Source organism: Zunongwangia pacifica, from assembly GCF_023499215.1.
GTDB lineage: Bacteria > Bacteroidota > Bacteroidia > Flavobacteriales > Flavobacteriaceae > Zunongwangia > Zunongwangia pacifica.
The window spans coordinates 37,875-63,152 of sequence record NZ_JAKHSK010000027.1; the positions used below are offsets into that span (position 1 = coordinate 37,875).

21 protein-coding genes are annotated in these 25,278 nt (G+C 37.2%); 11 read left to right on the top strand and 10 right to left on the bottom strand.

The features are described 5' to 3' along the window. Positions 1–152: 152 nt before the first annotated feature. The gene (locus L1967_RS16235; protein ID WP_249602557.1) at positions 153–1,076 is read right to left on the bottom strand and encodes an AraC family transcriptional regulator; all 924 of its coding nucleotides are present in this window, start codon (positions 1,074–1,076) and stop codon (positions 153–155) included. A gap of 113 nt (positions 1,077–1,189) precedes the next feature. Here L1967_RS16235 and L1967_RS16240 point away from each other — a divergent pair, with 113 nt between their 5' ends. Then, complete coding sequence (locus tag L1967_RS16240) at positions 1,190–2,689, top strand: aldehyde dehydrogenase family protein (protein WP_249602558.1); 1,500 nt, start codon at positions 1,190–1,192, stop codon at positions 2,687–2,689. Positions 2,690–2,692: 3 nt separating this feature from the next. Beyond that, positions 2,693–3,055, top strand: coding sequence for a DUF779 domain-containing protein (locus L1967_RS16245; protein WP_249602559.1), 363 nt, complete (start codon positions 2,693–2,695; stop codon positions 3,053–3,055). Between the two features lie 185 nt (positions 3,056–3,240). Here the strand turns inward: L1967_RS16245 and L1967_RS16250 are convergent, their stop codons facing one another. From L1967_RS16250 to L1967_RS16260, 3 genes are read right to left on the bottom strand one after another with little or no spacing between them, the layout of a single operon-like run. Next, positions 3,241–3,621 carry a DUF6122 family protein gene (locus L1967_RS16250; RefSeq protein ID WP_262917456.1) on the bottom strand — a complete coding sequence of 127 codons (381 nt, stop codon included), beginning with the start codon at positions 3,619–3,621 and terminating at the stop codon, positions 3,241–3,243. Positions 3,622–3,629: 8 nt separating this feature from the next. After that, a complete protein-coding gene (locus L1967_RS16255) occupies positions 3,630–3,953 on the bottom strand; it encodes a DUF202 domain-containing protein (RefSeq protein WP_249602560.1) in 324 nt (107 codons plus the stop codon). An 18-nt stretch (positions 3,954–3,971) separates the two neighbouring features. Next, positions 3,972–5,762 carry an SLC13 family permease gene (locus L1967_RS16260; protein ID WP_249602561.1) on the bottom strand — a complete coding sequence of 597 codons (1,791 nt, stop codon included), beginning with the start codon at positions 5,760–5,762 and terminating at the stop codon, positions 3,972–3,974. Positions 5,763–6,131: 369 nt separating this feature from the next. On the opposite strand from L1967_RS16260, the gene L1967_RS16265 reads away from it, so the two are divergent. Further along, positions 6,132–6,641: a DinB family protein gene (locus L1967_RS16265; protein WP_249602562.1), complete on the top strand. Its 510-nt coding sequence runs from the start codon at positions 6,132–6,134 to the stop codon at positions 6,639–6,641. Positions 6,642–6,828: 187 nt separating this feature from the next. Here the strand turns inward: L1967_RS16265 and L1967_RS16270 are convergent, their stop codons facing one another. The 6 genes from L1967_RS16270 to metK all read right to left on the bottom strand — a co-directional run bounded on the left by L1967_RS16270 (position 6,829) and on the right by metK (position 15,404). Next, positions 6,829–7,779, bottom strand: coding sequence for a pyridoxal-phosphate dependent enzyme (locus tag L1967_RS16270; protein ID WP_249602563.1), 951 nt, complete (start codon positions 7,777–7,779; stop codon positions 6,829–6,831). Positions 7,780–8,165: 386 nt separating this feature from the next. Continuing rightward, the gene (locus L1967_RS16275) at positions 8,166–8,609 is read right to left on the bottom strand and encodes a universal stress protein (protein ID WP_249602564.1); all 444 of its coding nucleotides are present in this window, start codon (positions 8,607–8,609) and stop codon (positions 8,166–8,168) included. Positions 8,610–8,619: 10 nt separating this feature from the next. Continuing rightward, positions 8,620–9,549: a 2-hydroxyacid dehydrogenase gene (locus tag L1967_RS16280; protein WP_249602565.1), complete on the bottom strand. Its 930-nt coding sequence runs from the start codon at positions 9,547–9,549 to the stop codon at positions 8,620–8,622. Between the two features lie 55 nt (positions 9,550–9,604). After that, positions 9,605–10,969: an acyl-CoA dehydrogenase family protein gene (locus L1967_RS16285; protein WP_249602566.1), complete on the bottom strand. Its 1,365-nt coding sequence runs from the start codon at positions 10,967–10,969 to the stop codon at positions 9,605–9,607. 450 nt (positions 10,970–11,419) lie between these two features. Then, entirely contained in the window at positions 11,420–14,020 is a 2,601-nt protein-coding gene (locus tag L1967_RS16290) for a DUF3857 domain-containing protein (RefSeq protein WP_249602567.1), read from the bottom strand. A gap of 127 nt (positions 14,021–14,147) precedes the next feature. Beyond that, the gene (metK, locus tag L1967_RS16295; RefSeq protein WP_249602568.1) at positions 14,148–15,404 is read right to left on the bottom strand and encodes a methionine adenosyltransferase; all 1,257 of its coding nucleotides are present in this window, start codon (positions 15,402–15,404) and stop codon (positions 14,148–14,150) included. 703 nt (positions 15,405–16,107) lie between these two features. Here metK and L1967_RS16300 point away from each other — a divergent pair. From L1967_RS16300 to L1967_RS16335, 8 genes are all read left to right on the top strand, one after another. Next, positions 16,108–17,385: an O-acetylhomoserine aminocarboxypropyltransferase/cysteine synthase family protein gene (locus tag L1967_RS16300; RefSeq protein ID WP_249602569.1), complete on the top strand. Its 1,278-nt coding sequence runs from the start codon at positions 16,108–16,110 to the stop codon at positions 17,383–17,385. A gap of 76 nt (positions 17,386–17,461) precedes the next feature. Then, a complete protein-coding gene (locus L1967_RS16305; RefSeq protein ID WP_249602570.1) occupies positions 17,462–18,628 on the top strand; it encodes a trans-sulfuration enzyme family protein in 1,167 nt (388 codons plus the stop codon). Between the two features lie 117 nt (positions 18,629–18,745). Continuing rightward, complete coding sequence (locus L1967_RS16310) at positions 18,746–19,153, top strand: RrF2 family transcriptional regulator (RefSeq protein ID WP_249602571.1); 408 nt, start codon at positions 18,746–18,748, stop codon at positions 19,151–19,153. Between the two features lie 168 nt (positions 19,154–19,321). Further along, the gene (locus tag L1967_RS16315) at positions 19,322–19,951 is read left to right on the top strand and encodes a phosphoadenosine phosphosulfate reductase domain-containing protein (protein ID WP_249602572.1); all 630 of its coding nucleotides are present in this window, start codon (positions 19,322–19,324) and stop codon (positions 19,949–19,951) included. A 219-nt stretch (positions 19,952–20,170) separates the two neighbouring features. After that, positions 20,171–22,264: a HEPN domain-containing protein gene (locus L1967_RS16320; protein ID WP_249602573.1), complete on the top strand. Its 2,094-nt coding sequence runs from the start codon at positions 20,171–20,173 to the stop codon at positions 22,262–22,264. Further along, the gene (gene cobA, locus L1967_RS16325) at positions 22,257–23,054 is read left to right on the top strand and encodes a uroporphyrinogen-III C-methyltransferase (RefSeq protein WP_249602574.1); all 798 of its coding nucleotides are present in this window, start codon (positions 22,257–22,259) and stop codon (positions 23,052–23,054) included. The genes L1967_RS16320 and cobA overlap by 8 nt, the downstream gene beginning before the upstream one ends. A 364-nt stretch (positions 23,055–23,418) precedes the next feature. Further along, a complete protein-coding gene (locus L1967_RS16330) occupies positions 23,419–24,012 on the top strand; it encodes a precorrin-2 dehydrogenase/sirohydrochlorin ferrochelatase family protein (protein ID WP_249602575.1) in 594 nt (197 codons plus the stop codon). Next, complete coding sequence (locus L1967_RS16335; protein ID WP_249602576.1) at positions 24,005–25,066, top strand: NAD(P)/FAD-dependent oxidoreductase; 1,062 nt, start codon at positions 24,005–24,007, stop codon at positions 25,064–25,066. Before L1967_RS16330 ends, L1967_RS16335 begins: the two co-directional genes overlap by 8 nt. Positions 25,067–25,278: the final 212 nt, after the last annotated feature.

Genomic DNA, 25,278 nt, shown 5'->3' on the forward strand with positions numbered 1-25,278 from the left:
TATAGAATCTTAACTTTCTTATGTAAGAATACGATGATTTTATGTTTTTTTTAAACTTTATTCGATAGCCGAGATTAAATGTTCCCAGACTTGTCGCGTTTTAAAAATGTATTATGCAAATTAAATGTTTTGTGGCTTTGTCCCGAAGATAGTTAAGAAGCATACGTGTTAGCCCGCACACTTTTTCGGTATTGGTTAGGGGTAATACGTTCCAGTTTTTTAAACTGGCGGTTAAAATAGCTAACATTATTAAATCCAGCCTGAAATGCAATATCGGCCAGTTTATCTGAAGTTTGCTGAATTAACTTCTTTGCAAACTTTATACGTTCACCGTTTAAATAATCGATAGGGCTTTCACCAAGCGTATTCCTAAAGGTTTTATAGAAGTTAGAGCTACTCATACAGGCTTTTGCGGCCAATTCGTCTACAGAAATGTTTTTGGACAAATTTTCACGCATATATTTTACAATAAAAGCCATACGATTATTATCAAAAAGGGAAGAATTATCCAGCAATATTAATTTTGCTTTGGTTTGAAGAAGCCTAATGACCAGTTCTTTTACCATAAGATCCAGCAAAACATCTTTAGCTTTTTCGTCACTTAAAAAAGTTTTAAAAATACGATTTAAAACATATTGTACCTGTACGTTATTTTCCAGATGGGCTGAAGTTACCTGAAGGTCGTAATTGTCGTTTTCAAACTCTACCCTTGTATTCTCATTAAAGTAATTTACGGTCTCCTGAATTTTATCGGGATCTATACCAAGCGCCAGGCAGCGGGTAGGCGAGGCTGTTGTCGCCATAGGGAAATCGATAATCATTTTTTCGTGAGAAGGGAGAACTACACTTTCACCGGGAAAAAAATCGAAAGGTTCATGGTTTTTTAAATGCATAATCTTTTTACCAGAAAGCATGCTGGCTATAATGGGATAAGAAAATTGTAAGTCCACTTTCTCTACCACCTGTTGCGTTTCAAAAACATTGAGCTCGGCATAATCTGCACTGTAAATCGTACGGTTCTCAATAAAGGTTTGCAGCTTTCTGCAACTCTCATATTTTAAAAGATTATCATTCAAAATTCGCTAAATTATTAAATCGATAGAAATGTAGTAATTAAAAATAGGAAAGTTCAATTTTTAAAACAAATAATTATAGAATTTTAAGTTTAAATATTAAAAACATAGTTATTATGAGTTATTCTAAACCAAAATTCCAAGAAAAATATGGCAATTATATTAACGGAGCATTTGTAGATCCTATCGATGGCGAGTATTTTGATAATTATTCTCCGGTAGATAATTCGCTTATTGCAAAGTTTCCAAGATCTAAAGAAGCCGATGTAAAAAAGGCGATCGAAGCTGCTAATGCCGCTAAAGAAGAGTGGGGGGATACCTCGGTTACCGAGCGTTCGGCCATACTTAATAAGATCGCAGATATTCTAGAAGAAAACCTGGAGCATTTTGCGCAAATTGAAACTTCAGATAATGGTAAAGCCATTCGTGAAACCTTGAATGCCGATCTTCCCCTGGCAGTAGATCATTTTAGATATTTTGCTTCAGTAATTAGAGCTGAAGAAGGCAGTGCTTCAGAATTAAATAAAAATACCCTCTCATTAATCATTCAGGAACCATTAGGAGTGGTGGCACAAATTATTCCGTGGAACTTTCCGTTGTTAATGATGGCCTGGAAAGTAGCGCCCGCCTTAGCTGCCGGAAACTGTATCGTGTTAAAACCGGCAGAACAAACTCCGGCTTCAGCAACGATATTTGCTGAAAAAGTAGGGCATTTATTACCAAAAGGCGTATTAAACGTGATTCATGGTTTTGGTCCAGAAGCTGGGAAACCTTTGGCTTCCAGCCCAGATGTAGATAAAGTGGCTTTTACGGGAGAAACTACAACCGGGCAGTTGATTATGCAATATGCTTCTAAAAACCTGCATCCGGTAACGATGGAACTTGGAGGGAAATCGCCTAATGTTTTCTTTAATAGCGTGATGGATCATGATGATGAGTTTTTAGATAAATGTATTGAAGGCGCGGTTTTATTTGCCTTAAATCAGGGGGAAGTGTGTACCTGTCCTTCCCGGTTATTAATTCAGGAAGATATTTATGAAGCTTTTATCGAAAAGGTTATCGCCAGGACAGAGGCTATAAAAATGGGCGATCCGTTTAATCCCGATACCATGATGGGAGCACAGGCTTCTAACGATCAGCATGAGAAAATTCTATCATATATAAATATTGGTAAAGAAGAAGGTGCTGAAATTTTAACAGGTGGGGAGGCTGCAAAACTGGACGGCGATTTAGGTAATGGATTTTATGTAAAACCAACAATTTTAAAAGGACACAATAAAATGCGCGTTTTTCAGGAAGAGATTTTTGGCCCGGTAGTTTCGGTCTGTACTTTTAAGGATGAAGCTGAAGCTATAGAAATTGCCAATGATACCCTTTATGGATTAGGCGCAGGAGTATGGACAAGGGATGCGCATCAATTATATCAAATTCCGCGAGCGATAAAAGCAGGTCGTGTTTGGGTAAATTGCTATCACGATTATCCTGCACACGCGCCGTTTGGGGGGTATAAAAAATCTGGTTTTGGTCGCGAAAATCACTTAATGATGCTTAATCATTATCGCCAATCTAAGAATATGCTTATTTCTTACGACAAGAATAAACTGGGATTCTTTTAGAATATGACTTATAAACGAGTGGATATAACCAAACAGGCTGCAATGTTGTTAAAAGAGCTTAAAGCAGAACACGGTGAGGTGATTTTTCACCAAAGCGGTGGCTGTTGCGATGGTTCGTCGCCAATGCTGCTGCCAAAAGAAGATTTCTATCTGGACGATAATGATATTTATTTAGGTGAAGTGGGACAGGTATCTTTTTATATGAGCCACGATCAATTTGAATATTGGAAACATACGCATCTTACTGTAGATGTCACCCCGGGTAGAGGAGCGAGCTTTTCTTTGGAAATCCCTAAGGGTAAAAGGTTTATTATAAGATCCCGAATGCTTACCAAAGAAGAGCATGAGCATTTTAATTCTTTATAGAGTTATAAAAAAAAAATTGCTCTATATCGATCATATTGATGCTGAAAATACGAATTTTAAAAAGTCGAAATTCGATAAAAAGCAATAAACTTTTTGCAATGAAGAACATAGAATTTAAAGTTGGTTAGGTTTAGGTTGTTATTTCCATTTGCACAAGCCGTTTTTAATTAAACGGCTTGTATTTTTTATAAACTGTTTGAGATAAGTTGTTTTAAGGCTGAATTTTCATAACATTCACCGCATTTTGAGAATGTCCATAGGCAATCTGAAAAATCGGTAAGCATGTGGAAACACAAGCCTATAAAAATCAGTTTAAAAATGCCTTTTTTCAGGAAAACAGCCCCTAGAATATAGCAGATAATGGCAATTTGCGAATGTAACGGATGAAAACCAATTCCGCAGCGATGTGGATCAAAAACAGGACTGGCAAAAACATGATCTAAATCTACCAGCATTGTTGCTGCCAAGATGATCCAATTTTGTTTCCAGTTTTTTTTGTCAAAAAAATAGGCGATAAATCCTATCGCCAAAAAATGCATGGAGTAATGAAAAATAGACTGTAGCAAAATAGAACTTAAGATTCGTTATTTTCTGAAGGTGTTTCGGGACGTAATAATTTGATTAATTTTCTATTAAGGTGAATATACCTTACAATCCCAACCGACAAAAATATAATACTCACTGAAAATGCACCGTATCCTAGCCAATGTAATTCTGGATACTCTTTAATTTGAAGCAAAGCAAGCCCGCCAATAAGTAAATACAGGGACGCTCTAATATAGGCAAGTAACGTGCGCTCGTTGGCAAGTTTTGTTCTTTCCAACGCAAGATGTTCCCTGATGAGTTTCTCATCGATGATCCTTGTTTTAAATGGGTTACTCAGTTTTACTTTTCTCATAATTAAAAGCTTCAAAAATTAAACTTCAAATGGGAAAAACATTGGGATGATAAACGATGCTGCAATCCAAATAATGAAATTTAATGGTGTTCCAAACTTTAAAAAATCATTAAACTTATAGTTTCCGGCGCCATAAACCATGGTGTTCGTTGGGTAGCTCACCGGTGTCATAAAAGTTAAGGAGCAGGCAAACATCACCCCAATCAAAAATGGTTTCTCACTTAATTGTAAAGTACCGGCAAGGCTTATCACGATAGGAGCCATTAATGCTGCTGCGGCTTTACTGCTTAAAATATTTGTAGATAGAAAGGTAATAAGAAATATTAAACTTAATATAATACGTGGATCAAGATCGCCAATTTGCTCAAAGATAAATTGAGAAATCACTTCAGATCCGCCTGTTTTTTCTAGCGCTTTTCCCATAGAAAGTACCCCGGCCATCATAAAAATAACTTTCCATTCTATAGCATCGTAGGCTTCTTTAGGTTTTAAAATAGAAGTGGTAACCAGCAATAAACTACCAATCATTGCGCTTATTAGTATCGAGGTTAGGTTTAAGGCTGCCGATAAAACGACCCCCAGCGTGATGAGTAAAGCCGGGATCGCTTTTTTATAATTTACTTTTTTAGCCTGATAATTCGATAAAACCACCATTAATTTTCTTGAAGTTAACGCCTGAATATCTTTTTGTGCGGCATACAATAATAGCATATCGCCTTCTTTTAAAACCACATTCGAGAAATCCTGAGTAATAATTTCTTTACGGTGCCTAAGTGCCAGTACTGAAGCATAATAAATATTCCTAAAGTTTAACTGTCGTAAAGAACGCTCGGCTAAAGGAGAGCCGTAAGGGATCATTACTTCGTAGATCGTTTTTTCCTCTTTATTCTCGTTTTTCTTTTCAGCTTCAAGAAGATCTGTTTTATCCCCAATTAAGGCATAACCGCCTTTATCCATCAATTCTGAAAGATGTTGAGGATCGATTAAAATTTTCATCGAATCTTCAGCTCTTAGCACCGTATCACCATTAATTTCGTACATACGATGATGCTTTCTTTTAATCGAAAGAATTTGTGCCCCATACTGGCTTACCAGTTTCGATTTCACGATAGAATGGTCTACATCTGTACTATCCTTACTTAAAACTACTTCGGCTAAATAATTTTGCGCTTCCTTGGTTAAACCACTTTCGTGAGCCTCTACGCGTTTAGGTAACAACCACGGACTTACAAAAATAAGGTAGGTTAAACCAATGGCCAGTAAACATAAAGCCGGTAAAGTAAACTCGAACATATTAAACGGCTCCAGTCCGCTTTTTTTTGCAATTCCACTCACCAAAATGTTTGTTGAGGTCCCTATTAAAGTACAGGTGCCCCCAAATAAAGCCGAAAAAGAAATTGGGATTAGTAATCGTGCCGGGCTTATACCGGTTTCTCTACAAACCAGTAAGGCCATGGGGATTAAAATAGCGACTACAGCGGTATCATTTATAAATGCTGAAAATAAGGCAGCAGAAAAGCAGAAAATCATGAGGGCAAAAACATAATTGATTTTTGCGATCCTAATAATCTTATCGCTAAAACTATCGATAATCCCACTTTTAAAAATAGCGGCGCTAACCACAAACATACAGCCCAGCGTGATGGTAGCAGGATGATTAAATCCTGAAAAGCCTTCTTCAGGACTAAGAACCCCGCTTACAATAAAAAGCGCCATGATAAGGATCGATGTGGTATCGATCGAGAAATAATCCTTAATAAAGAGGAATATTCCTATAAAAATAATCGCCGTAGTAATGTAAAGTTCCATGGTTAAAAAGTAAACCACCTCAGGGCAAACCCGTGAGGCATTGGTTAAGACATTATTTTTATTCCAAGGTCTTCCGATCCCATCAGGATCATAGCATTTAATCTCGATTATCGAGTAAACCTAGGTTGACCGATTTAATTTTAATACTTGTAATTAAGCATTGGTTAATCTGATAAATAACGTATATTTTTTAAGCATTTAATTTTAAAGAAATCATAAACTATTTATAGCTGATGCAAAATAGTTGGTATTCCAGATTGGATTTGAATATCAGTCAACTAAAAGATGATGATCAAATTTACACTTATTAAAAATAGAATAGAGACAGTAGGCTAGAAGTTAAAATTGCCTATTTTGTCGTAAAAAATAATGATGAAAAATAACCAACCTGAAGTCTGGTTAAGAGGAGCATTACCAGATATCCCAAAATTATTGCAACCGGCTGCACATGCGCTTTTACAATCTAAAGAAGAGGTTTTTAAATATACCGAAGATTTTCCTGAAGCGTTACTTTGGGAGAAACCTGCCGGAAGAGCCAGTGTTGGCTTTCATCTACAACATATTACCGGAGTTTTAGACAGGATGTTAACTTATGCCGAAGAAAAACCGCTCTCTAAAAAACAATTTGAATACCTGCGCAATGAAGGTGTAGAAAATCCAGAAGTGAAAATGGATGATTTGACTCATGCTTTTTCTGAAAAAGTAGATGAGGCGTTGAAAATTTTTAAAAACACTCCTGAAGCGATCCTGACTGAACAAAGAGGTGTGGGCCGAAAACAATTACCTTCTAGTGTTATTGGATTGTACTTTCATGCCGCAGAACACAGCCAACGGCATATTGGGCAAATGCTGGTAACGATTAGTGTGTTGAAACCGTGAATTTTAAAAATTCGAAACATTATAAAATCAATAGCAACTTGTTTTTAGCCTAAAAATCGATTATTTTTAATGCTCATCTTTTGAAGTCATTGTTACTGCCATTTCTAAAAAAAAATCAATAAATGATCCATAATGCCAATAATAGTACTCCGGTTAAAAGTGTTTTTATGTTGAGAAAATTCTTAACCTAAAACAATTCCGATAATTTCCCTAAATCTACGTTTCCGCCTGAAATGATTAAGCCTATTTGCTTGTTTTTAAATTTGGCGGGTTCTTTTAAAATGGCAGCTAATGCAACAGCGCTGGAAGGTTCTACGACAATTTTCATGCGTTCCCAGATTAATTTTAGCGCATTTTTAATTTCGTCTTCAGTAACCCGAATAATTTCTTCAACGTGTTTTTGAATGATCGGGAAGTTTTTGTCGCCAAGTTGCGTTTTTAGTCCGTCAGCAATGGTATTAATGCTTTCGTTGGTCTCAATCTTTCCTGAAATTAGGGAGCGATACGCATCGTCTACTTCAAAAGGTTCCGCGCCTATTGTTTTTGTGCTTTGAGCAAATAAATTTACAGCCAGGGCAGTACCACCAATAAGTCCGCCACCACCAACGGGCGTTATCACGATATCAAGATTGGGCTTTTTTTGAAGCAATTCTAGAGCAGCTGTTCCCTGTCCTAAAATCACCTCGATGTCATTAGAAGGATGTACAAAAGTAGCTCCTTTTTCATTTACGATTTTTAGAGCTGTTTCTTCACGATCTTTTAGGGTAGCAGGGCATTCGGTAATATTTCCGCCGTAGGTTTTTACTGCATCTTTTTTAACCTGCGGAGCATTCGAGGGCATCACAATATAAGCAGGAACACCTAAACTTTTTGCGGCCAGCGATAAAGCCTGCGCGAAATTCCCCGAAGAATGGGTTACGACTCCCTTTTGCTGATCCTCCCGGCTAAGCTGTAAAATGGCATTGGTGGCGCCACGCATCTTAAAAGCACCCATTTTTTGAAAATTCTCACATTTAAAAAAGATAGCGCATCCCGCAATTTCGTTGATTAAGGTTGAACTTAAAATTGGCGTTTTATGAATATAAGGAGCGATACGCTCGTGTACTTGTAATAATCTTTCTTGGTTGAAAACTTCCATAAAAATAACTGCTGAAATTGAGTGCAAAAGTAACCAATTTCAGCAGTAGTAAAAAGATCTTTTAAGACTTAAATTGAATTTAACCGGATAGTTTTAATCGGTTATTTTATGATGTATTTTGTGTTATTTTTTTCTCCTATTTTTTTAATCTTTATGCGCTTTGAGAAAGAAAATTTCGTCATCTGCGTGGCGAATTTAGTTTTTAATGGGGATCGATAACATTTAATGTTTCGATTTCATCCTTTGGTAGTGTTATATGATACTATCAAGGATAAGGAGTAAAGCTTAAAACTTAAACCTTCAATAATTTTTTTTTCAAAATTTATGTGGCAAACCTGCCAGATTAAGTTATCACTGGCAGGTTTGCATTTTTCATCGTAGTATTATTACTCTTCAATAGGAACCGTAAACACCGGAATTTTCGATTGCTTTAGGATTTCCATAGCAACACTTTCAGCAAAAAGATGATAAAAGAATCCGTGTTTATGGGTGCCCACTATCATCATGTCTGTTTTAAGCTTTTTCGCTTCTTCCAAAATAGTCTCAACAGTAGATCCCTGAATAAGCAGGGCTTCAGACGCTATATTTTTTTCGATAAAAGAATCGCAAAGCTGTTGTAACATGCGGTGTTCCTGCCTAAACTCTTCGGCTTTGGTATTACGAATATATTGTGGGCCAACGTTGTATCCTATAAAATCGGGATCGGGCTCAGCGACATGAACCAACCATACTTTAGCTTCAAATTTTTCAGCGAAGCTTTCGGCATACGTAAGCATTTCGCCTACGGTTTCATTAAAGTCTACGGCAACTAAGATGTTTTTGATGAGCATAATTTATCGATTAATAGCCGCGATCTTGTTCTACCAGATTTTTAAGTTCTTCACCCTCCTGGAAACGTTCGTAATTTTCTACAATCTGGGGAACAACAGATTCGGCTTGTGTTAAACTTGCTGTATGCGGAGTAATACTGATTCTTTCGTGAGTCCAAAAGGCATGGTCTTCAGGTAAAGGTTCTTCTTTAAAAACGTCTAATGCGGCACCGGCAAGATGCCCGCTATCGATCATTTCTATAAGGTCGTTTTCTTCTAAATGCTCACCACGACCAACATTGATCACGTAAGCACCTTTTGGAAGTTTTTCGAACAATACTTTGTTTAAGATTCCGCTAGTTTCATCGGTTAGCGGTAAAAGGCATATCAGGATCTCAGATTCTTTTAAAAACTCATCCAGACTATTGTCACCGTAATAAGAGGTAATATCTTCACAATCTTTTTCTGAACGGGACCATCCTGAAACTTTAAATTTATTTTTGGCTAAAAGTTGAGCGGTGGCTGTACCAATAACGCCCATTCCCATTACCCCAACTTTCATATCACTATTATGACAATATTTTAAAACATTCCAATTGCTGTCTTTTTCCTGATGTTTATAAGCTGAAAGATGACGAGTATGATTCATTACTAACGCCAGAACAAATTCACTAAGATCACTGGTTAACTGCTTATCGACCACTCTTGTGATTTTTACGCCTTCGGGAAATTCAGGGTCCGAGGTAATGTGATCTACCCCCGCGCCCATCGATGCTACCACTTTTAAATTGGGGTAATTTTTAAAGAGTCCGCGGGGATGTTTCCAGCTAATAGCAAATTCAACTTCTTCTTTGTCGTGATCTTCAGGGTATACATAAACATTCATTCCCGGATGCTGACTTTTAAGGGTTTCTACCCAATGGGATACATCTCTTCCGGGAGATACAACTAATACAGACATTTAATTCTAATTTTTTGCCCTCATCGAGGGTTTTGATTTTTAATTTGATTTTTTGTTAGCTAACAAAAGCACTATAGCCGGTAATTGCCCTACCAACAATGAGCGAGTTTATTTCTTTGGTACCCTCGTAACTGTAGATCGCTTCAGCATCGGCAACAAAACGGGCAACATCGTGTTCCAGTAAGATTCCATTACCTCCCATTACTTCACGCGCACGGCTCACTACATCACGCATTCGCATACTACAATATACTTTGGCTAAAGAAGCATGCTCATCGGTAAGCATATCCTGATCCTGCATTTCAGATAACCTAAAACATAAGGTTTGCATGGCAGTAAGGTTAGAAACCATTTCTACCAAATGATTTTGGATTAGCTGATAAGAAGCAATAGGACGCCCAAATTGTTCTCTTTTACGAGTATATTTAAGCGCACTTTCGTAAGCACCACGAGCACAACCTACGGCCTGCCAGGCAACACCGGCACGTGTCATTCGTAATACATTGGCGGTATCTTTAAACGAATTGGCATTTTGCAATCGATCATTTTCGGCTACTTTACAATCGGTAAGCGTGATAAGGGCATTTTGGACTATACGAAGCGCCATTTTATCTTCCATTTTTTCCGCTTTAAAGCCGGGATTGTCTTTTTCTACCAAAAATCCTTTAACCTGATTGCTTTCTTCATCGCGAGCCCAAATAATAATCACATCGGCAAAAGTGGCATTACCAATCCATTTTTTTTGTCCGTTTAAGATCCAGTTTTCACCATCAAATTTACAGGTCGTTTCTAAGCCACCTGCAACGCCAGATCCTACGTTTGGCTCGGTTAATCCAAAAGCACCGATTTTCTCCAGTTTTTGCATCTGCGGAAGCCATTTTTGCTTTTGTTCCTCGCTACCACATAAATAAATAGATCCCATGGCCAGGCCGCTGTGCACACCAAAAAAGGTTGAGGTAGAAACATCTACCCTTGCAATTTCCTGTGCAATAATCCCTTCCATTAAGAACGGAAGATTTGGGCAGCCATATCCTTCGTAAGGTATCCCGGCAATATTCAGCTTTTTGAATTTTTCGATGATCTCGAATGGGAATTTTGCCCTATTCCAATGATCATTGATTAAAGGTCTGATCTCATCTTCCATAAGAGTACGTACTTCCATCTGAAGTTTGCGCTGTTCTTCGGTAAGCTTATAATCCAGATTATAAAAATCACCATCGATAGGAGGGAGGTCACTTTGCGATTTATGTCGCTTGGTTTTTAACATTTTCATGAGCCCCGCAAGCTGGCGCTCATCTAATTTACCTAAAGTCTTCATGGCTTCAGATAAATCGATTTGTTTATTGATTTTTGCCAGCTGATCCATATCAACCGACTTTAACAGGTCTACGGTATTTCTTACTTTCTTGAAAAATGACATGGGATTACTTTTGTTATGATTTTCAATTTAAGGATTAAAAAGCCCCGCCGCTGTTAAAGGTTTCCGAAGAAAAGGATAAAATCGAGATCGATTTAGTTGGAGATATTTTTCCACTAAAAAACTGTCTGGAAAGTATCCAAATATGTCATTCTGAACCTGCCTTTCGGCAGACAGGTTTATTTCAGAATCTCATCATGCTAATTGATAGTTATGTAAGATGCGCAATAATTTTAGGTTGACGAAAATTGTTTTTTATATAGCTTGTTTTTTCGCTTTAAGAACCTGAGTTCGATTTAAGATGATCCCGGATACGGATTGAAACCTATGCGAAAGAATTTATATCGAAGCTTCCATTTTTTGGTTGTATTTCGATACAAATAAATTTTCTTTGAAAATTCACTCAATGTCCTAAAATCCTGAAATAATCGACCTCGGGTTAAGAATATGTTTTTAAGAATTCACCGAACCTTGATTTTCTTGTAGATTCATGTTCTCGATATCTGTCGTTTCAATATTTTGCTTTTTATATCTATTTACAAAAGTGTCTTTAACCCTTTCAGAAATAGCGAAATAAGGGATCCAGATTAAACAGGCAATTAGTGATTTAAATAACTCCCTATATAGATCGGGTTCGGGAGTTATAGAATTTACGGCGGGAATGATTGCGGCCACAAAAGTATCTAAACTTACCCCTATAAAATTGAAAACATAAAAAGCAATTATGAGTTTTGGCGCTATTGTTCTTCTTTTAAAGAAAATAATCAATATAAAAATATTGAAAGCAAGAGAAGCAGCATTGAAAATGATTTCAAAAAATACAAGTCCTACTAAAGCTTTATTCCCTGTAGACCAAAGTAATAAATAATTGGAGGTGAAATACTCATTATAAATCATTGGAGATAACGTGAGTAAAGGGGAAATGCAAAGGCCTATTGCTATTAAAATTAACCAGCCACCAATGGGGCGATGATCGTTTGGATGCGATTTAGATGGGATATCGTAGTTTACGTAAATTAAGTAACATATAAAACCCGCCCCGGTAAATACAACTAAAAATAAGATAACCGCAAACCACGAAATGTTAGAGTTATCGGTAGTAGCAACACTATTGGCAAAGCCTGGATTATAAGTGAGGTAATACGAAATATTTTCTGCCGCTTTTTCATGGGCTTTTAGAAATTCAGAATAATCCTCGGCGGGGACATTGTCGCTTAAAGTTTTGTACTTATGGATAAGGTCTATCCTGGCATTCGAGTATTTGGTTTGGTACGTATATTCAAAGTAAGGGTTGTCTGATTTATAATACTCGGTTTCAACATTCCATTTTTCAGGAGTGAAAATGACGATATTATAATCGATATTGGTACCTTCATTGATGTAATATGGCGATTTTCGCTTTGCTGTTTTTTGTGGAAACATAAAATTATCGATGGCCAAAGCATAGTATTGTGAATAAATCTGGCTGGAGTCCTCTGGCATCGGCTTCCAATGACCAGGAATCACATATTCCTCGTTCACCGTAAAAGCGTTTTTTTCGTTACGCTCATCATTAAAATACAAATCCTGAGCGACTTCGATGTCGGGATAGGCAAGACTGTAAAAATCGAGATAGCTTTTTTGAATGCTGCTTAAACCATTGGCATTAAACTCAGCTCTCGTATTATCTGCTTTCGAGCCCGTATAGACGGTTTCCACTTTAAGTCGGGTTGGCCCGCCAATAGAATCGATAATAAAAGTTTCGGTGATGTTTGCCTTTCCATAATCGGGTTTTTCAAACTTTGTAAGTTTTTTAGTGTCATCATCCAAAATGAGTCCGTATCCGTAATCCGGGGTGAAAATTTGTTCAGCATCACCCCCCTGATTGCCTATAGTTGGATCTATAAAATAGTCCTTATTAAACCGGTGATATTGAACGATGCAGTGATCAAAAGAATTTGGTGATGGTAAATCTTCATTGATAGTATTTCCAGAAGAGGAGTTTACCAGAATAGGATGGGCATCGATTTGATAGGCCTTTAAAAGTTCACAGAGTAAAAAGGATTTGTCTTTACAATCGCCATATCTGCGATTAAAAATATCTTTTGGGTTGCTGGGTTTATGGGAACTTAAACCATTTTCAAAACCTAAGTATCTTATTTTATCCTGAACAAACCTTGTGAGCGGAACAACAGGATCGTCGAAAATAGTATCAGTTTCTACAATTTCTTTGGCCTTTTTGTGTAACCATTCTCTATCTGAAGCGGATATTTTATAATACTGATGATAATTTTTAGCAACATCATTCCACGACTGAAACTGGGAAACCTGATAGGATTGCGAGGCATCATACCAAATGGGTGAATTGGTGTCGTAAACGGTGGTTTCAGGATTGGTGCTTTCTATAACATATTCTGTATGGGTAGGATGCTCTGTAATTTGAGGTGTAGACGACCCATTAAAAAATTTGATCTCAAAATTTTCATTTTTAGGAACAAGATACCTTCCGTAGATGTTTACCACCGGAAGCGCATATTCCAAATACTCTTCTGTAGAAAACTTTCCATGATGTACCGGGTTAAAGCCATTGCGCGTGTAGCTGTATTCAATAATATCACCTACTCTTACGTCTGTTAGATTAAAAAGGGCAGAGAGGGAGCCATCATATAAATAACGTTCTAAATTGGTTTCCCGCTGTACGGTTTTAATTCGGTTTAAATCTAATTGATCGATTACTTCAGCATTACGATAGATGTTTATTTTATGTAAAAAAAGCTGTTGATAATCGGGATCATATTCTATAGTGAAATCGCTCATTTCCTGTACCCCTTCACTGTTAAGAACTTTAAAGGCTAAATGATAAAATGCTTTTTCTTCTATTAAATTGTATTGTGAATCTATCAAAAGGTAAAGAAAAGGAGCATTGTCGAGTTCTTTTTTTTCTGAAGAGAGTTCAGCTTCTACTGGAGTAACCCATTCTGGTGTTTTTGATTGAAAAACCTGATTATTTTGTGCTGAAATTGCACAAATCCAAAGACACGCGATAAACGTGCAGATTGATTTTAAGCGTTTCATGAGAATGTTAATGATTTATCAAAGAAACGTTAATATTTTAAAATATGGAAATATGATCCATAAAAAAATCCCCTTAAAAACAGGGGATTTTTCTCGAAAATCGAGATTTTTATATGCGTTTTGGGCTTTAAATTCTAAAAGCCTCTTTTACTTTATCTACATAGTCTAATTTTTCCCAGGTAAATAATTCAACCTCTTTCTTGATTTCTCCGTTATACGGACTTTTAAAGATCTTGGTTACCTTTTTAGGTTCTTTACCCATGTGGCCGTACGCAGCCGTTTCACGGTAAATAGGATTTCTTAGGTTTAAGCGCTCTTCAATAGCAAAAGGACGCATATCGAAAATTTCACCTACTTTTTTAGCAATCTCGCCATTGCTCAACTCAACCTTAGAAGTTCCATAAGTGTCTACAGAGATCGACGTAGGCTCTACTACACCAATAGCATAAGAAACCTGAACCAAAACTTCGTCTGCAACACCGGCAGCAACAAGGTTTTTGGCAATATGTCTTGAAGCATACGCTGCAGAGCGGTCTACTTTACTTGGATCTTTTCCAGAAAAAGCCCCACCACCGTGAGCACCTTTACCACCATAGGTATCTACAATAATCTTTCTACCAGTCAGCCCGGCATCACCGTGCGGCCCGCCAATAACAAATTTTCCAGTAGGATTTATATGGTATTTAATATTGTTGTTGAATAATTTCTGAACATATTCAGGGAGCTGAGTAATGACACGTGGCATTAAGATCTCAATAATATCTTTCTTGATTTTAGCCAGCATTTCTTCATCATCTTCCATAAACTGGTCATGCTGTGTAGAAAGTACAATGGCTACGATGCGTTGCGGAATATTATCATCGCTATACTCAATAGTCACCTGGCTTTTCGCATCTGGACGTAAATAAGGAATTTCCTTTCCTTCACGTCTCAGTTCAGCAAGCTCGTACACCATTTTGTGGGAAATATCTAAAGCCAGAGGCATAAAGTTAGCAGTTTCTGTGGTAGCATAACCAAACATCATTCCTTGATCACCGGCACCCTGTTCTTCCTTGGTAGCACGATCTACCCCCTGATTAATATCTGGTGACTGCTCATGGATTAAAGAAATCACGCCACAGGAATCCCCACTAAATTGATAAGCACCTTTAGTGTATCCTATATCGTTAATAACATCACGGGCAATTTGTTGTACGTCCAGATAGGTGTTAGAACGAACTTCGCCGGCTAATACTACCTGTCCTGTAGTGACTAATGTTTCGCAGGCTACTTTCGATTCTTCATCAAAAGCCAGAAAGTTATCCAATAAAGTATCACTAATCTGATCTGCAATCTTATCTGGGTGTCCTTCAGAAACACTTTCTGAAGTAAATAAATAAGCCATAAACTTCTATTTACATTATAAAAGACGGGCTAAATTTGACGTGAAGGCAGACTATAAAAAGTATCACTGCTTTAGCATTTTAACCAAATTTTTTATTTGGCATACTTCTAAAATTATAAGAAGTATTAGGGTTGCAATCAGTCAAATCTTTCCCCGTTATTAAATTGGATACAAATGTATGAAAATTGTTTTTACTCCAACTTGCTTTAACTTCTTTTTAGTCTGAAATATTTTTTGAATAGGCATTATTAGAAGTTTTAATATTTTTAATTCTGATAGAAAGTTGCGTATTTTACTGATGCTTACGCATGAAATTAGATGTATTGTTGTAGAATTCTTAGATGGGTAACTATAAATAATTGAATTTTTTATTCTAAAAATTTTGGTTAAGAAATATTTTCGCATTTATCTTTGTAGCAACAAAAAGAGAAAAAATGAATTTTATCAATATGATGCGCTTTATGATGATGTGGAGAATTTCCGCAGTGCGCACTATTGCTTAAAATTAGAAAATATAATTTGCAAAAGAGCCGCTGTAAAAAACAGCGGCTTTTTTTTGCGATAAATTGTAATAGTGCAAATTATGATATGTAAAAGCATGATTTGCTATTGTCTAAAACGTAAAGGTTAATCGAATAAGATCTCCCAGGCAATAGCAAGATAAAAGGGGATCGATCGAATATTAACTATAAAAAGTAAAAAAATGAGTTCAAATAAATTTGCAACAAACGCTTTACACTTTGGTCACGATGTCGCCAATAATGCAGGTACCCGTGCAGTGCCTATCTACCAGACAACGTCTTATGTTTTTAAGGATTCTGATGAGGCCGCCGGCAGATTTTCTCTGGCGCAACCGGGATACATTTATACACGATTAAATAATCCTACTAACGATATTTTAGAGCAACGGCTAGCTGCTTTAGAAGGAGGAATTGGCGCGGTAGTCACCGCGTCTGGAACAGCTGCTATCAATACCACCTTGTTAACGCTTTTAAAAGCCGGAGATCATATTGTCGCTTCAAATAGTTTGTATGGTGGTACTTACAACCTTTTAAGCGTTACACTGCCAAGACTTGGGATTACCACTACTTTTGTGGACCCGTCGAAACCAGAAAATTTTGGGGAAGCTGTCCGGGAAAATACCAGAGCTATTTTTGCAGAGTCTCTAGGAAACCCCAAATTAGATGTTTTAGACTTAAAAAATATCGCTAAACAAGCCCAGGCGCATAAAATCCCTTTTATTGTAGACAATACGGTAGCCACTCCTTACTTGTTAAAACCAATTGAATTTGGTGCCAATATCGTCATAGAATCGTTAACCAAATATATTAGTGGTAACGGAACCTCTTTAGGAGGTGCTATAATCGATGCAGGGACTTTTGACTGGTCGAGTGGAAATTTCCCTGAATTTACCGAACCTTCACCAGGATATCATGGCCTAGTATATCATGAGGCCTTAGGCAATGCGGCTTTTATTGCTAAAGTGAGGGTAGAAGGCTTGCGTGATCACGGTGCAGCCTTGAGTCCGTTTAATGCTTTTCAGATCATACAGGGGCTGGAAACTTTAAAAATAAGAATTAAACAGCATAGTGAAAACGCTTTGGCATTGGCGCAATGGTTGCAACAACAGGAAGTAGTAACCTGGGTGAATTATCCGGGATTAAGCGATAGTACCTATTACGAGCTGGCAAAAGAGTATTTGCCCGAAGGCCAGAGTGGTATCGTTACTTTTGGGGTTAAAGGAGGATATGATGCCGCTAAGATTATAGCAGACGAAACAAAATTATTCTCCTTACTGGCCAATATTGGTGATACCAAATCTTTAATTATCCATCCTGCCAGTACCACCCATCAGCAACTTGATGACGAAGCTCAAAAATCGACCGGTGTTTCTAAAGATTTAATACGTTTGTCTGTAGGTCTGGAAGATATCGAGGATTTAAAAGAAGATCTGAAATTGGTATTTTTAAAAATAAAATGAGAATAATATATTGAGTACTTTTGGATAGTTACTCAATAGAATTACTAGTAATTAAAAGATATAAAACCCTTACAGTATGTCTACTCCACATTTCGAAACCGAAGCTATACGTACGCAGATAGAACGTTCACAGTTTTTAGAACATTCGTCCCCGTTGTACCTAACCTCAAGTTATATCTTTGAAGATGCCGAAGATATGCGGGCTTCCTTTTCCGAAGAAAAAGAACGGAATATTTATAGCAGGTTCTCGAATCCTAATACTTCAGAATTTGTTGAAAAAATAGCCAAAATGGAGGGAGCAGAAGCAGGATTTGCTTTTGCTACCGGAATGAGTGCCGTGTTTTCTTCACTGGCAGCTTTATTAAATGCCGGTGATCATATAATTTCAGCACGATCTGTTTTTGGGAGTACGCATTCTTTGTTTACCAAATTTTTTCCGAAGTGGAATATTTCGCATAGCTATTTTAAGGTGAATGAAGTAGATTCGATTGAAAGCTTAATTAAGCCTGAAACAAAAATCATATTTGCGGAAACGCCAACCAATCCTGGGGTAGACATTATCGATTTAGAACTTTTAGGTAAGATTGCTAAAAAGCATAACTTAATTTTGGTGATCGATAACTGCTTTGCCACACCTTACATTCAAAATCCTATTAAATACGGGGCAGATTTGGTGATCCACTCGGCTACAAAAATGATCGATGGGCAGGGAAGGGTTTTAGGCGGAGTTACGGTTGGAAACGCCGATCTTATTCGGGAGATTTATTTATTTTCCAGAAATACCGGTCCGGCGCTGAGTCCGTTTAACGCCTGGGTACTTTCAAAGAGTTTGGAAACTTTAGCCGTACGTTTAGAAAAACATTCTGAAAATGCACTAAAATTAGCCGAATTCTTAGAAAGCCACCCCAATGTGCAGCATGTTAAATATCCATTCCTAAAATCACATCCACAGTATGAGATTGCAAAAAAGCAAATGCGTTTAGGAGGAAATATTATTTCTTTTGAAATTAAAGGCGGGATCGATGCCGGTAGGAAATTTGTGAATTCAGTAAAAATGTGTTCCAGAAGTGCCAATTTAGGGGATACCAGAAGTATTGTAACGCATCCGGCAAGTACAACCCATAGCAAGCTAAGTGAAGAAGATCGGTTAGAAGTGGGGATTACTGACGGGTTAATCAGGACATCGGTTGGTTTAGAACATATCGATGATATTATTGAAGATATAAAACAAGCTTTATCTTAAACGCTGTTAGTTAATATAAAGCTTTGCGACTATCCAATTATACGTTCTTTAAAATTGAATGAATTTTGAGAAAGTTTATGGCGAAGTTGAAATATTAAAATTATTTATCTTCGCCATATGCTTTCAAAGAAAACAAAATACGGAATTAAAGCCTTAACCTTTATAGCAAGGCAGCCAGAGAGAAATCCTGTGCAAACTTCAGAAATTGCCAAGAGTGAAAATATCTCGCAAAAGTTTCTGGAAAGTATTCTATTAATACTTAGGAAATCTGGTTTTTTAGGCTCGAAAAAAGGAAAGGGCGGAGGTTATTATCTTATTAAGGAACCCGAAGATATTAAAATGACAGCGATCATTAGAGTCTTAGAAGGTCCTATAGCAATGGTACCCTGCGTAAGTCTTAATTATTACGAGAAGTGTGAAGATTGCCCAGAAGAGAAAACCTGCTCTGTCCACAAATTAATGATCCAGGTTCGTGATAGTACTTTAAACGTCCTTGGGGAAAATACCCTGGCCGATTTGACCTAGGTGTATTTTTTAGAAAATATAAAAATGTTAAAAATCGAAAAATAATCAACAATTTGTTGGTGTATAACAAAATGAAGATTACTTTTGTGTTAATAACCTACTAAGTCGATAGGTTAATAGGTTTTAAGAAATTAGAAGAGAAAAGTGGACTTCAGGAAAGATAAGATTATGAAAAGGTATACAGAGAAAGAACTAAAAATCCTTAATCAGCAATTAAAAGGCATAAGCCCTGAAGAAATTATCCAGTGGGTAATTTTAAACAGTAAGCGACCCGTAGTAACTACTAATTTTAGACCGTACGAGGTAGCCATTTTACATGCAGTTTCAAAAATAAAATCTGATGTTCAGGTGGTTTGGTGTGATACGGGTTACAATACTCCGCAAACCTATAAGCATGCTAAAGAAGTGATCGATATCTTAGACCTAAATGTGAAAATTTACATTCCTAAACAAACAGCAGCCTATCGTGATGCAATGTTTGGGGGCATTCCACAGGTAGATAGTTTAGATCATGATGAGTTTACACGCCAGGTAAAATTAGAGCCTTTTCAAAGAGCCATGAGAGAACAGCAGCCAGATATCTGGTTTACCAATCTTCGTAAAGGGCAAACTGCTTTTCGCGATAGTATAGATATTCTTAGCTACAGTAAAGATGGTCTTTTAAAAGTAAGTCCTTTTTATCACTGGAGCGACGAAAAACTGGATCTTTATTTAGAAGAGCACAATCTTCCTAACGAACATAAATATTTTGATCCAACAAAAGTACTGGCCAATAGAGAATGCGGTTTACACGCGTAATAAAAGTGGTGCTTAATTTAATTAATATTAAAAATGAATTTTATAATCAATACAAAAATGATGTGGTGTAACTCGATGTGTTTGCGTAGCATAATATGCACTTAAAAGTCATAATTGTATTTAGTTATATATAAAGTCCTTTTAAGTGTAAACTAAAAAAGGACTTTTTTTATTTACATCTGTTCTAAGCAGATCCCTCTCAAACAAAATAATTTACCCATGCAAAGTTTTAGAACCGAAATTGAAAATCCTGTTGTCGAAAAAGACATCATCGATTTAGAAAAGAAAATTCGTCTGTTCCGCGAAGGCAAAGCAGACGAAGAGAAATTCCGAAGCCTGCGTCTTGCGCGTGGAGTTTACGGCCAAAGGCAGGCTGGTGTACAAATGGTTCGTATAAAACTGCCTTTTGGAAAAGTAACTTCAGAACAATTACATCGTATAGCCGAGGTATCTGATGAATATTCTACCGGAAGATTGCATATCACCACCCGTCAGGATATCCAGATTCATTATGTGAGTTTAGATCGTACGCCCGAGCTTTGGGCACAGCTTGAGAAGGATGATATCACACTTCGTGAAGCTTGCGGGAATACCGTAAGAAACGTAACGGCTTCCCCAACAGCCGGGATAGATGTCGACGAGCCTTTTGATGTGTCGCCTTATGCCGATGCTACCTTTAGATTTTTTCTGCGGAATCCTATTTGCCAGGAAATGGGGCGTAAATTTAAAATCGCTTTTTCTGCAACAGACGAGGATACGGCACTAAGCTATATTCACGATCTGGGCTTTATCCCAAAATTACAGGATGGAAAACGCGGATTTAAAGTGATGCTGGGTGGCGGATTGGGTTCACAGCCACGCCATGCCGATAAATTATATGATTTCATTGAAGCCGAAGAAATTATCCCACTTATAGAATCGGTACTTCGAGTTTTTGATCGTCACGGTGAACGTGCAAAGCGATTAAAAGCAAGAATGAAGTTCTTAATTAAAGATATTGGTTTAGAAGCTTTTTTAGAATTAGTCGACGAACAGAAAAAAGCTTTATCTCAGGAAAAAGCAGAATTTCACATCGAAAAATTTGAAGCTGCCCCGCCACTTCAGGATGTAGAGGTTCCTTCAGTAGAGATTGAAGATCAGAAAGACTATGAAGTTTGGAGAAATACCAATGTTATTCCGCAGAAACAGGAAGGATTATTTGCTGTAGGAATCCGAGTTCCGTTAGGTGATTTTTATACCGGTGGAGCAAGACAACTGGCCGATTTGATTAAGAAATATGCAGGGAATGAAATACGTTTAAGCCTACGTCAGGATATTTTAATTCGCCACGTACGCGAAGCATTTTTACCATTTTTCTATACCGAATTAAAGAAATTGGGATATGCAGAAACCGGTTACAACAAAACCGTAGATATCACGGCTTGTCCAGGTACCGATACCTGTAATTTAGGGATCGCCAGTAGTACAGGAATTGCAGATGTGTTAGAGGATGTTTTAAAAGAAGAATATCCGCAATTCATTAACGGAAAAGATATCACCATTAAAATTAGTGGTTGTATGAATGCCTGCGGGCAGCATAATATGGCTGAAATTGGTTTCCAGGGAATGTCTATCAAATCGGGTAAAGCGGTAGCACCGGCCTTACAGGTCTTACTTGGTGGAGGTATTTTAGGAAATGGAGAAGGCCGTTTTGCGGATAAAGTGGTAAAAGTACCCAGTAAACGTGGCCCTGAAGCATTGCGATTACTGCTAAATGATTTTGATGCAAATGCTGAAAGTGACGAGAAATTTATTCAATATTACGATCGTCAGGGAAAAACGTATTTCTATGATCTGTTAAAAGATCTGGCAGATACCTCAGATCTTAGTGAGAATGATTTTATCGATTGGGGACATGAAAAACCCTACATCAAAGCAGTTGGTGTTGGTGAATGTGCCGGGGTGGTGATCGATCTTATTGCAACCTTACTTTTTGAAAGTGAAGAAAAAATTGATAACGCACAAAGCGCGATCGATCGCAAAGCATGGTCCGATTCCATTTATCATTCGTATACCTCTATCGTAAATTCAGCAAAAGCTTTATTGCTTGCAGACGATGTAAAAACCAATACACAGGCAGGGATTATTGCGCAATTTGACGAGTTATTCGTAGAAACCGGTAAAATCGAACTTTCAACTTCTTTTAAAGAGTTCACGTATCAATTAAATGAACACGAACCAAGTGAAGAGTTTGCTCATAAATATATCGAAGACGCGCGTTTATTCTTAAAAAGAGTAGATGCCTATAGAACAAAGGAGGTGCAAGATGTATAATCTACCAAAACTGAGCGTAGTGGGCGCAGGTCCTGGTGATCCAGAACTTATAACATTAAAAGCGCTTAACACGCTAAAATCGGCTAAAGTAGTGCTTTACGATGCGCTTATTAATCGTGAGTTACTGGAATATGCGCCGCAAGCCGAGCATATTTACGTTGGAAAACGTAAAAATAAGCATCGTTATTCTCAGGATGAAATCAATGATCTTATTGTGAACTATGCCAATGAACGTGGACATGTAGTGCGACTTAAAGGTGGAGATCCTTTTATCTTCGGAAGAGGTTCTGAAGAGATTAATTACGCCAAAAGCAAAGGTTTAGATACTGCAGTGGTTTCAGGAATCACTTCATCAATCGCCGTGCCGGCCAATGTAGGGATTCCGCTTACACAACGCGGAACAGCAGAAAGTTTTTGGGTGATTACCGGAACAACTTCCGCGAGAAAATTATCCAGTGATGTTTACCTGGCAGCACAATCTACAGCGACAGTAGTTATTTTGATGGGAATGAGTAAGCTTGCTGAAATTGTAAATATTTTCAGTGAATTTGGAAAAGAAGATATGCCGGTAGGGATCATTCAGAATGGTACTACGGTCAATGAACAGTCGGGCTTTGGAACCATAAAAACCATAGAAAAAGTAGTGACTGAAAAGAGTTTAACCGCACCCGCAATTATCGTTATTGGCGAGGTGGTGAAAGAAAGTCATCAATTGCCGAAAGAACTAAAAGAAGCAAGCGGATTTTCAGCTTCAGCATATTCAAAATTTTTGAAAATCGGAGCAGCGTAGTTAGAAGTTAGAGTATAGAGAAGAGACTAAAGAACCAAGAAACATAAATTATTTTGAATGCAATGTTGAATGGTTAATTATAAAAGTAATGAATATTTCAAATTGAGTGAACGTTTAGATTTTTAAAGAAAAGCTGAAAGCTGACTTCTGAAAGCCTTAAATTATCAACTATGAATGATTTTAAGCTGTAATCAGATTATAAAATCAATAAAATAGAACCTAGGTCATATTCTATGAAATTTTAAATCCTGAATATTGAATTTTTTTAAAAAGCGCAGTGAACAGTCAATTATAAACTTTAAACTTTTTTCAAATTTCCGCTGAGGGCTAATTGCTGAAAGCTTTGAGCTAATAGCTAAAAAATATGCAAGCAAGAAACGAATTATATCCTGTTTTTCTAAAAGTAAACAACTTAAACATCCTTGTTGTAGGTGGAGGCAACGTTGGGCACGAGAAACTTCATTTTTTACTGAAGTCGAGCCCAAATGCCAATGTTGAGGTCGTGGCCAAATGGTTCGCGCCAGAAACTGAAGCCCTAGCCAAAAAACACGGAGTGAAATTGATTAAAAGCAGGTATAAAAGAAAATTTCTTAAGAAACGTCACATCGTAGTAGCCGCAACAAACGATGCCAGACTTAATAAGCGAGTACATAGGCATGCGAAAAAGAGATATTTACTCGCAAATATTGCCGATACGCCCGAGTTATGTGATTTTTATATGGGCGGAATTGTAAATAAAGGCAACGTGAAAATAGCGATTTCCACCAACGGAAAATCGCCAACAACGGCCAAGCGTTTACGTCAGTTTTTCGAAGAGGTGATTCCGGAAGATGTAAATAGAATGGTCGAAAATCTTAACGAATATCGAAAAACCATCAAAGGTGATTTTGAAGCCAAGGTGGAACAATTAAATACTATAACCGAATCCTTAATTGTAAAGAGAGATAAAAATGATTAAAACAGATATCCTAATTATAGGAGCAGGCCCCACAGGATTATTTACCGTTTTTGAAGCGGGATTGTTAAAATTAAAAACACATTTAATCGATGCCTTACCACAGCCAGGTGGGCAGTGTTCAGAAATTTATCCAAAGAAACCTATTTATGATATTCCGGCGTTCCCGGAAATCAATGCAGGTGATTTGGTAAATAACCTGATGGAACAAATAAAACCTTTTGAACCTGGATTTACGTTAGGGGAGCGTGCAGAAACTTTAGAAAAGTTAGACGATGGTACTTTTATCGTAACTACCAATAAAGGAACAAAGCATCACGCTCCCGTGGTAGCCATTGCAGGAGGTTTGGGTTCTTTTGAACCACGTAAGCCACCTATTCAGAATATTGCCGATTATGAAGATAAAGGCGTAGAATATTTTATTAAAGATCCAGAAATCTATCGTGGTAAAAAAGTAGTGATTGCCGGGGGTGGAGATTCTGCTTTAGATTGGGCCATTTATTTAGCCGATGTTGCCGAAGAAGTAGCACTGGTACATAGAAGAAAAGAGTTTAGGGGCGCTTTAGATTCCGTAGAAAAGGTGTCTGAATTATCGAAACTTGGAAAAATTGAAATGATTACCAATGCTGAGGTAGTTGGCCTAAATGGAGAAAATGATCTAGAGCAGGTAGTGATTCGCCATAAAGATGAAGCACGGGGTGAAGAATTTAGAGATGTAGATCATTTTATACCGTTATTCGGATTATCACCAAAATTAGGTCCCATTGGAAACTGGGGATTAGAGATCGAAAAGAATGCGATTAAAGTAGATAATTCTTACGATTATGCCACTAATATTCCGGGAGTCTATGCGATTGGAGATGTAAATACTTATAAAGGAAAATTAAAACTGATCTTATCTGGTTTCCATGAAGCAGCGATTATGTGCCAGAGTGCCTATCAAAGAATTTTCCCAGATAAAAAATACGTACTTAAATATACTACGGTTGGTGGAGTAGAAGGATTTGACGGATCTAAAAAAGAAGCCAAAAAAGAAGTAGTGCAGAGTATAGGGTAGAAGTTAGATTTTAGAACGCTTCGCTGTTAGAATTTAGATAATAGAAATTAGACAAGAGAATATAGAAGAGAGAAACAAGAATCAGGAATCATGTACGTCCCTGATATAGGTTGACCATAACAGGTTAAATCTATGAAGTCAACAATCAAATTAATTCAAAAGTCCCGTAAGTATTCAGAGGCTTTTAAAAAATCTATTGTAAAAGATTTTGA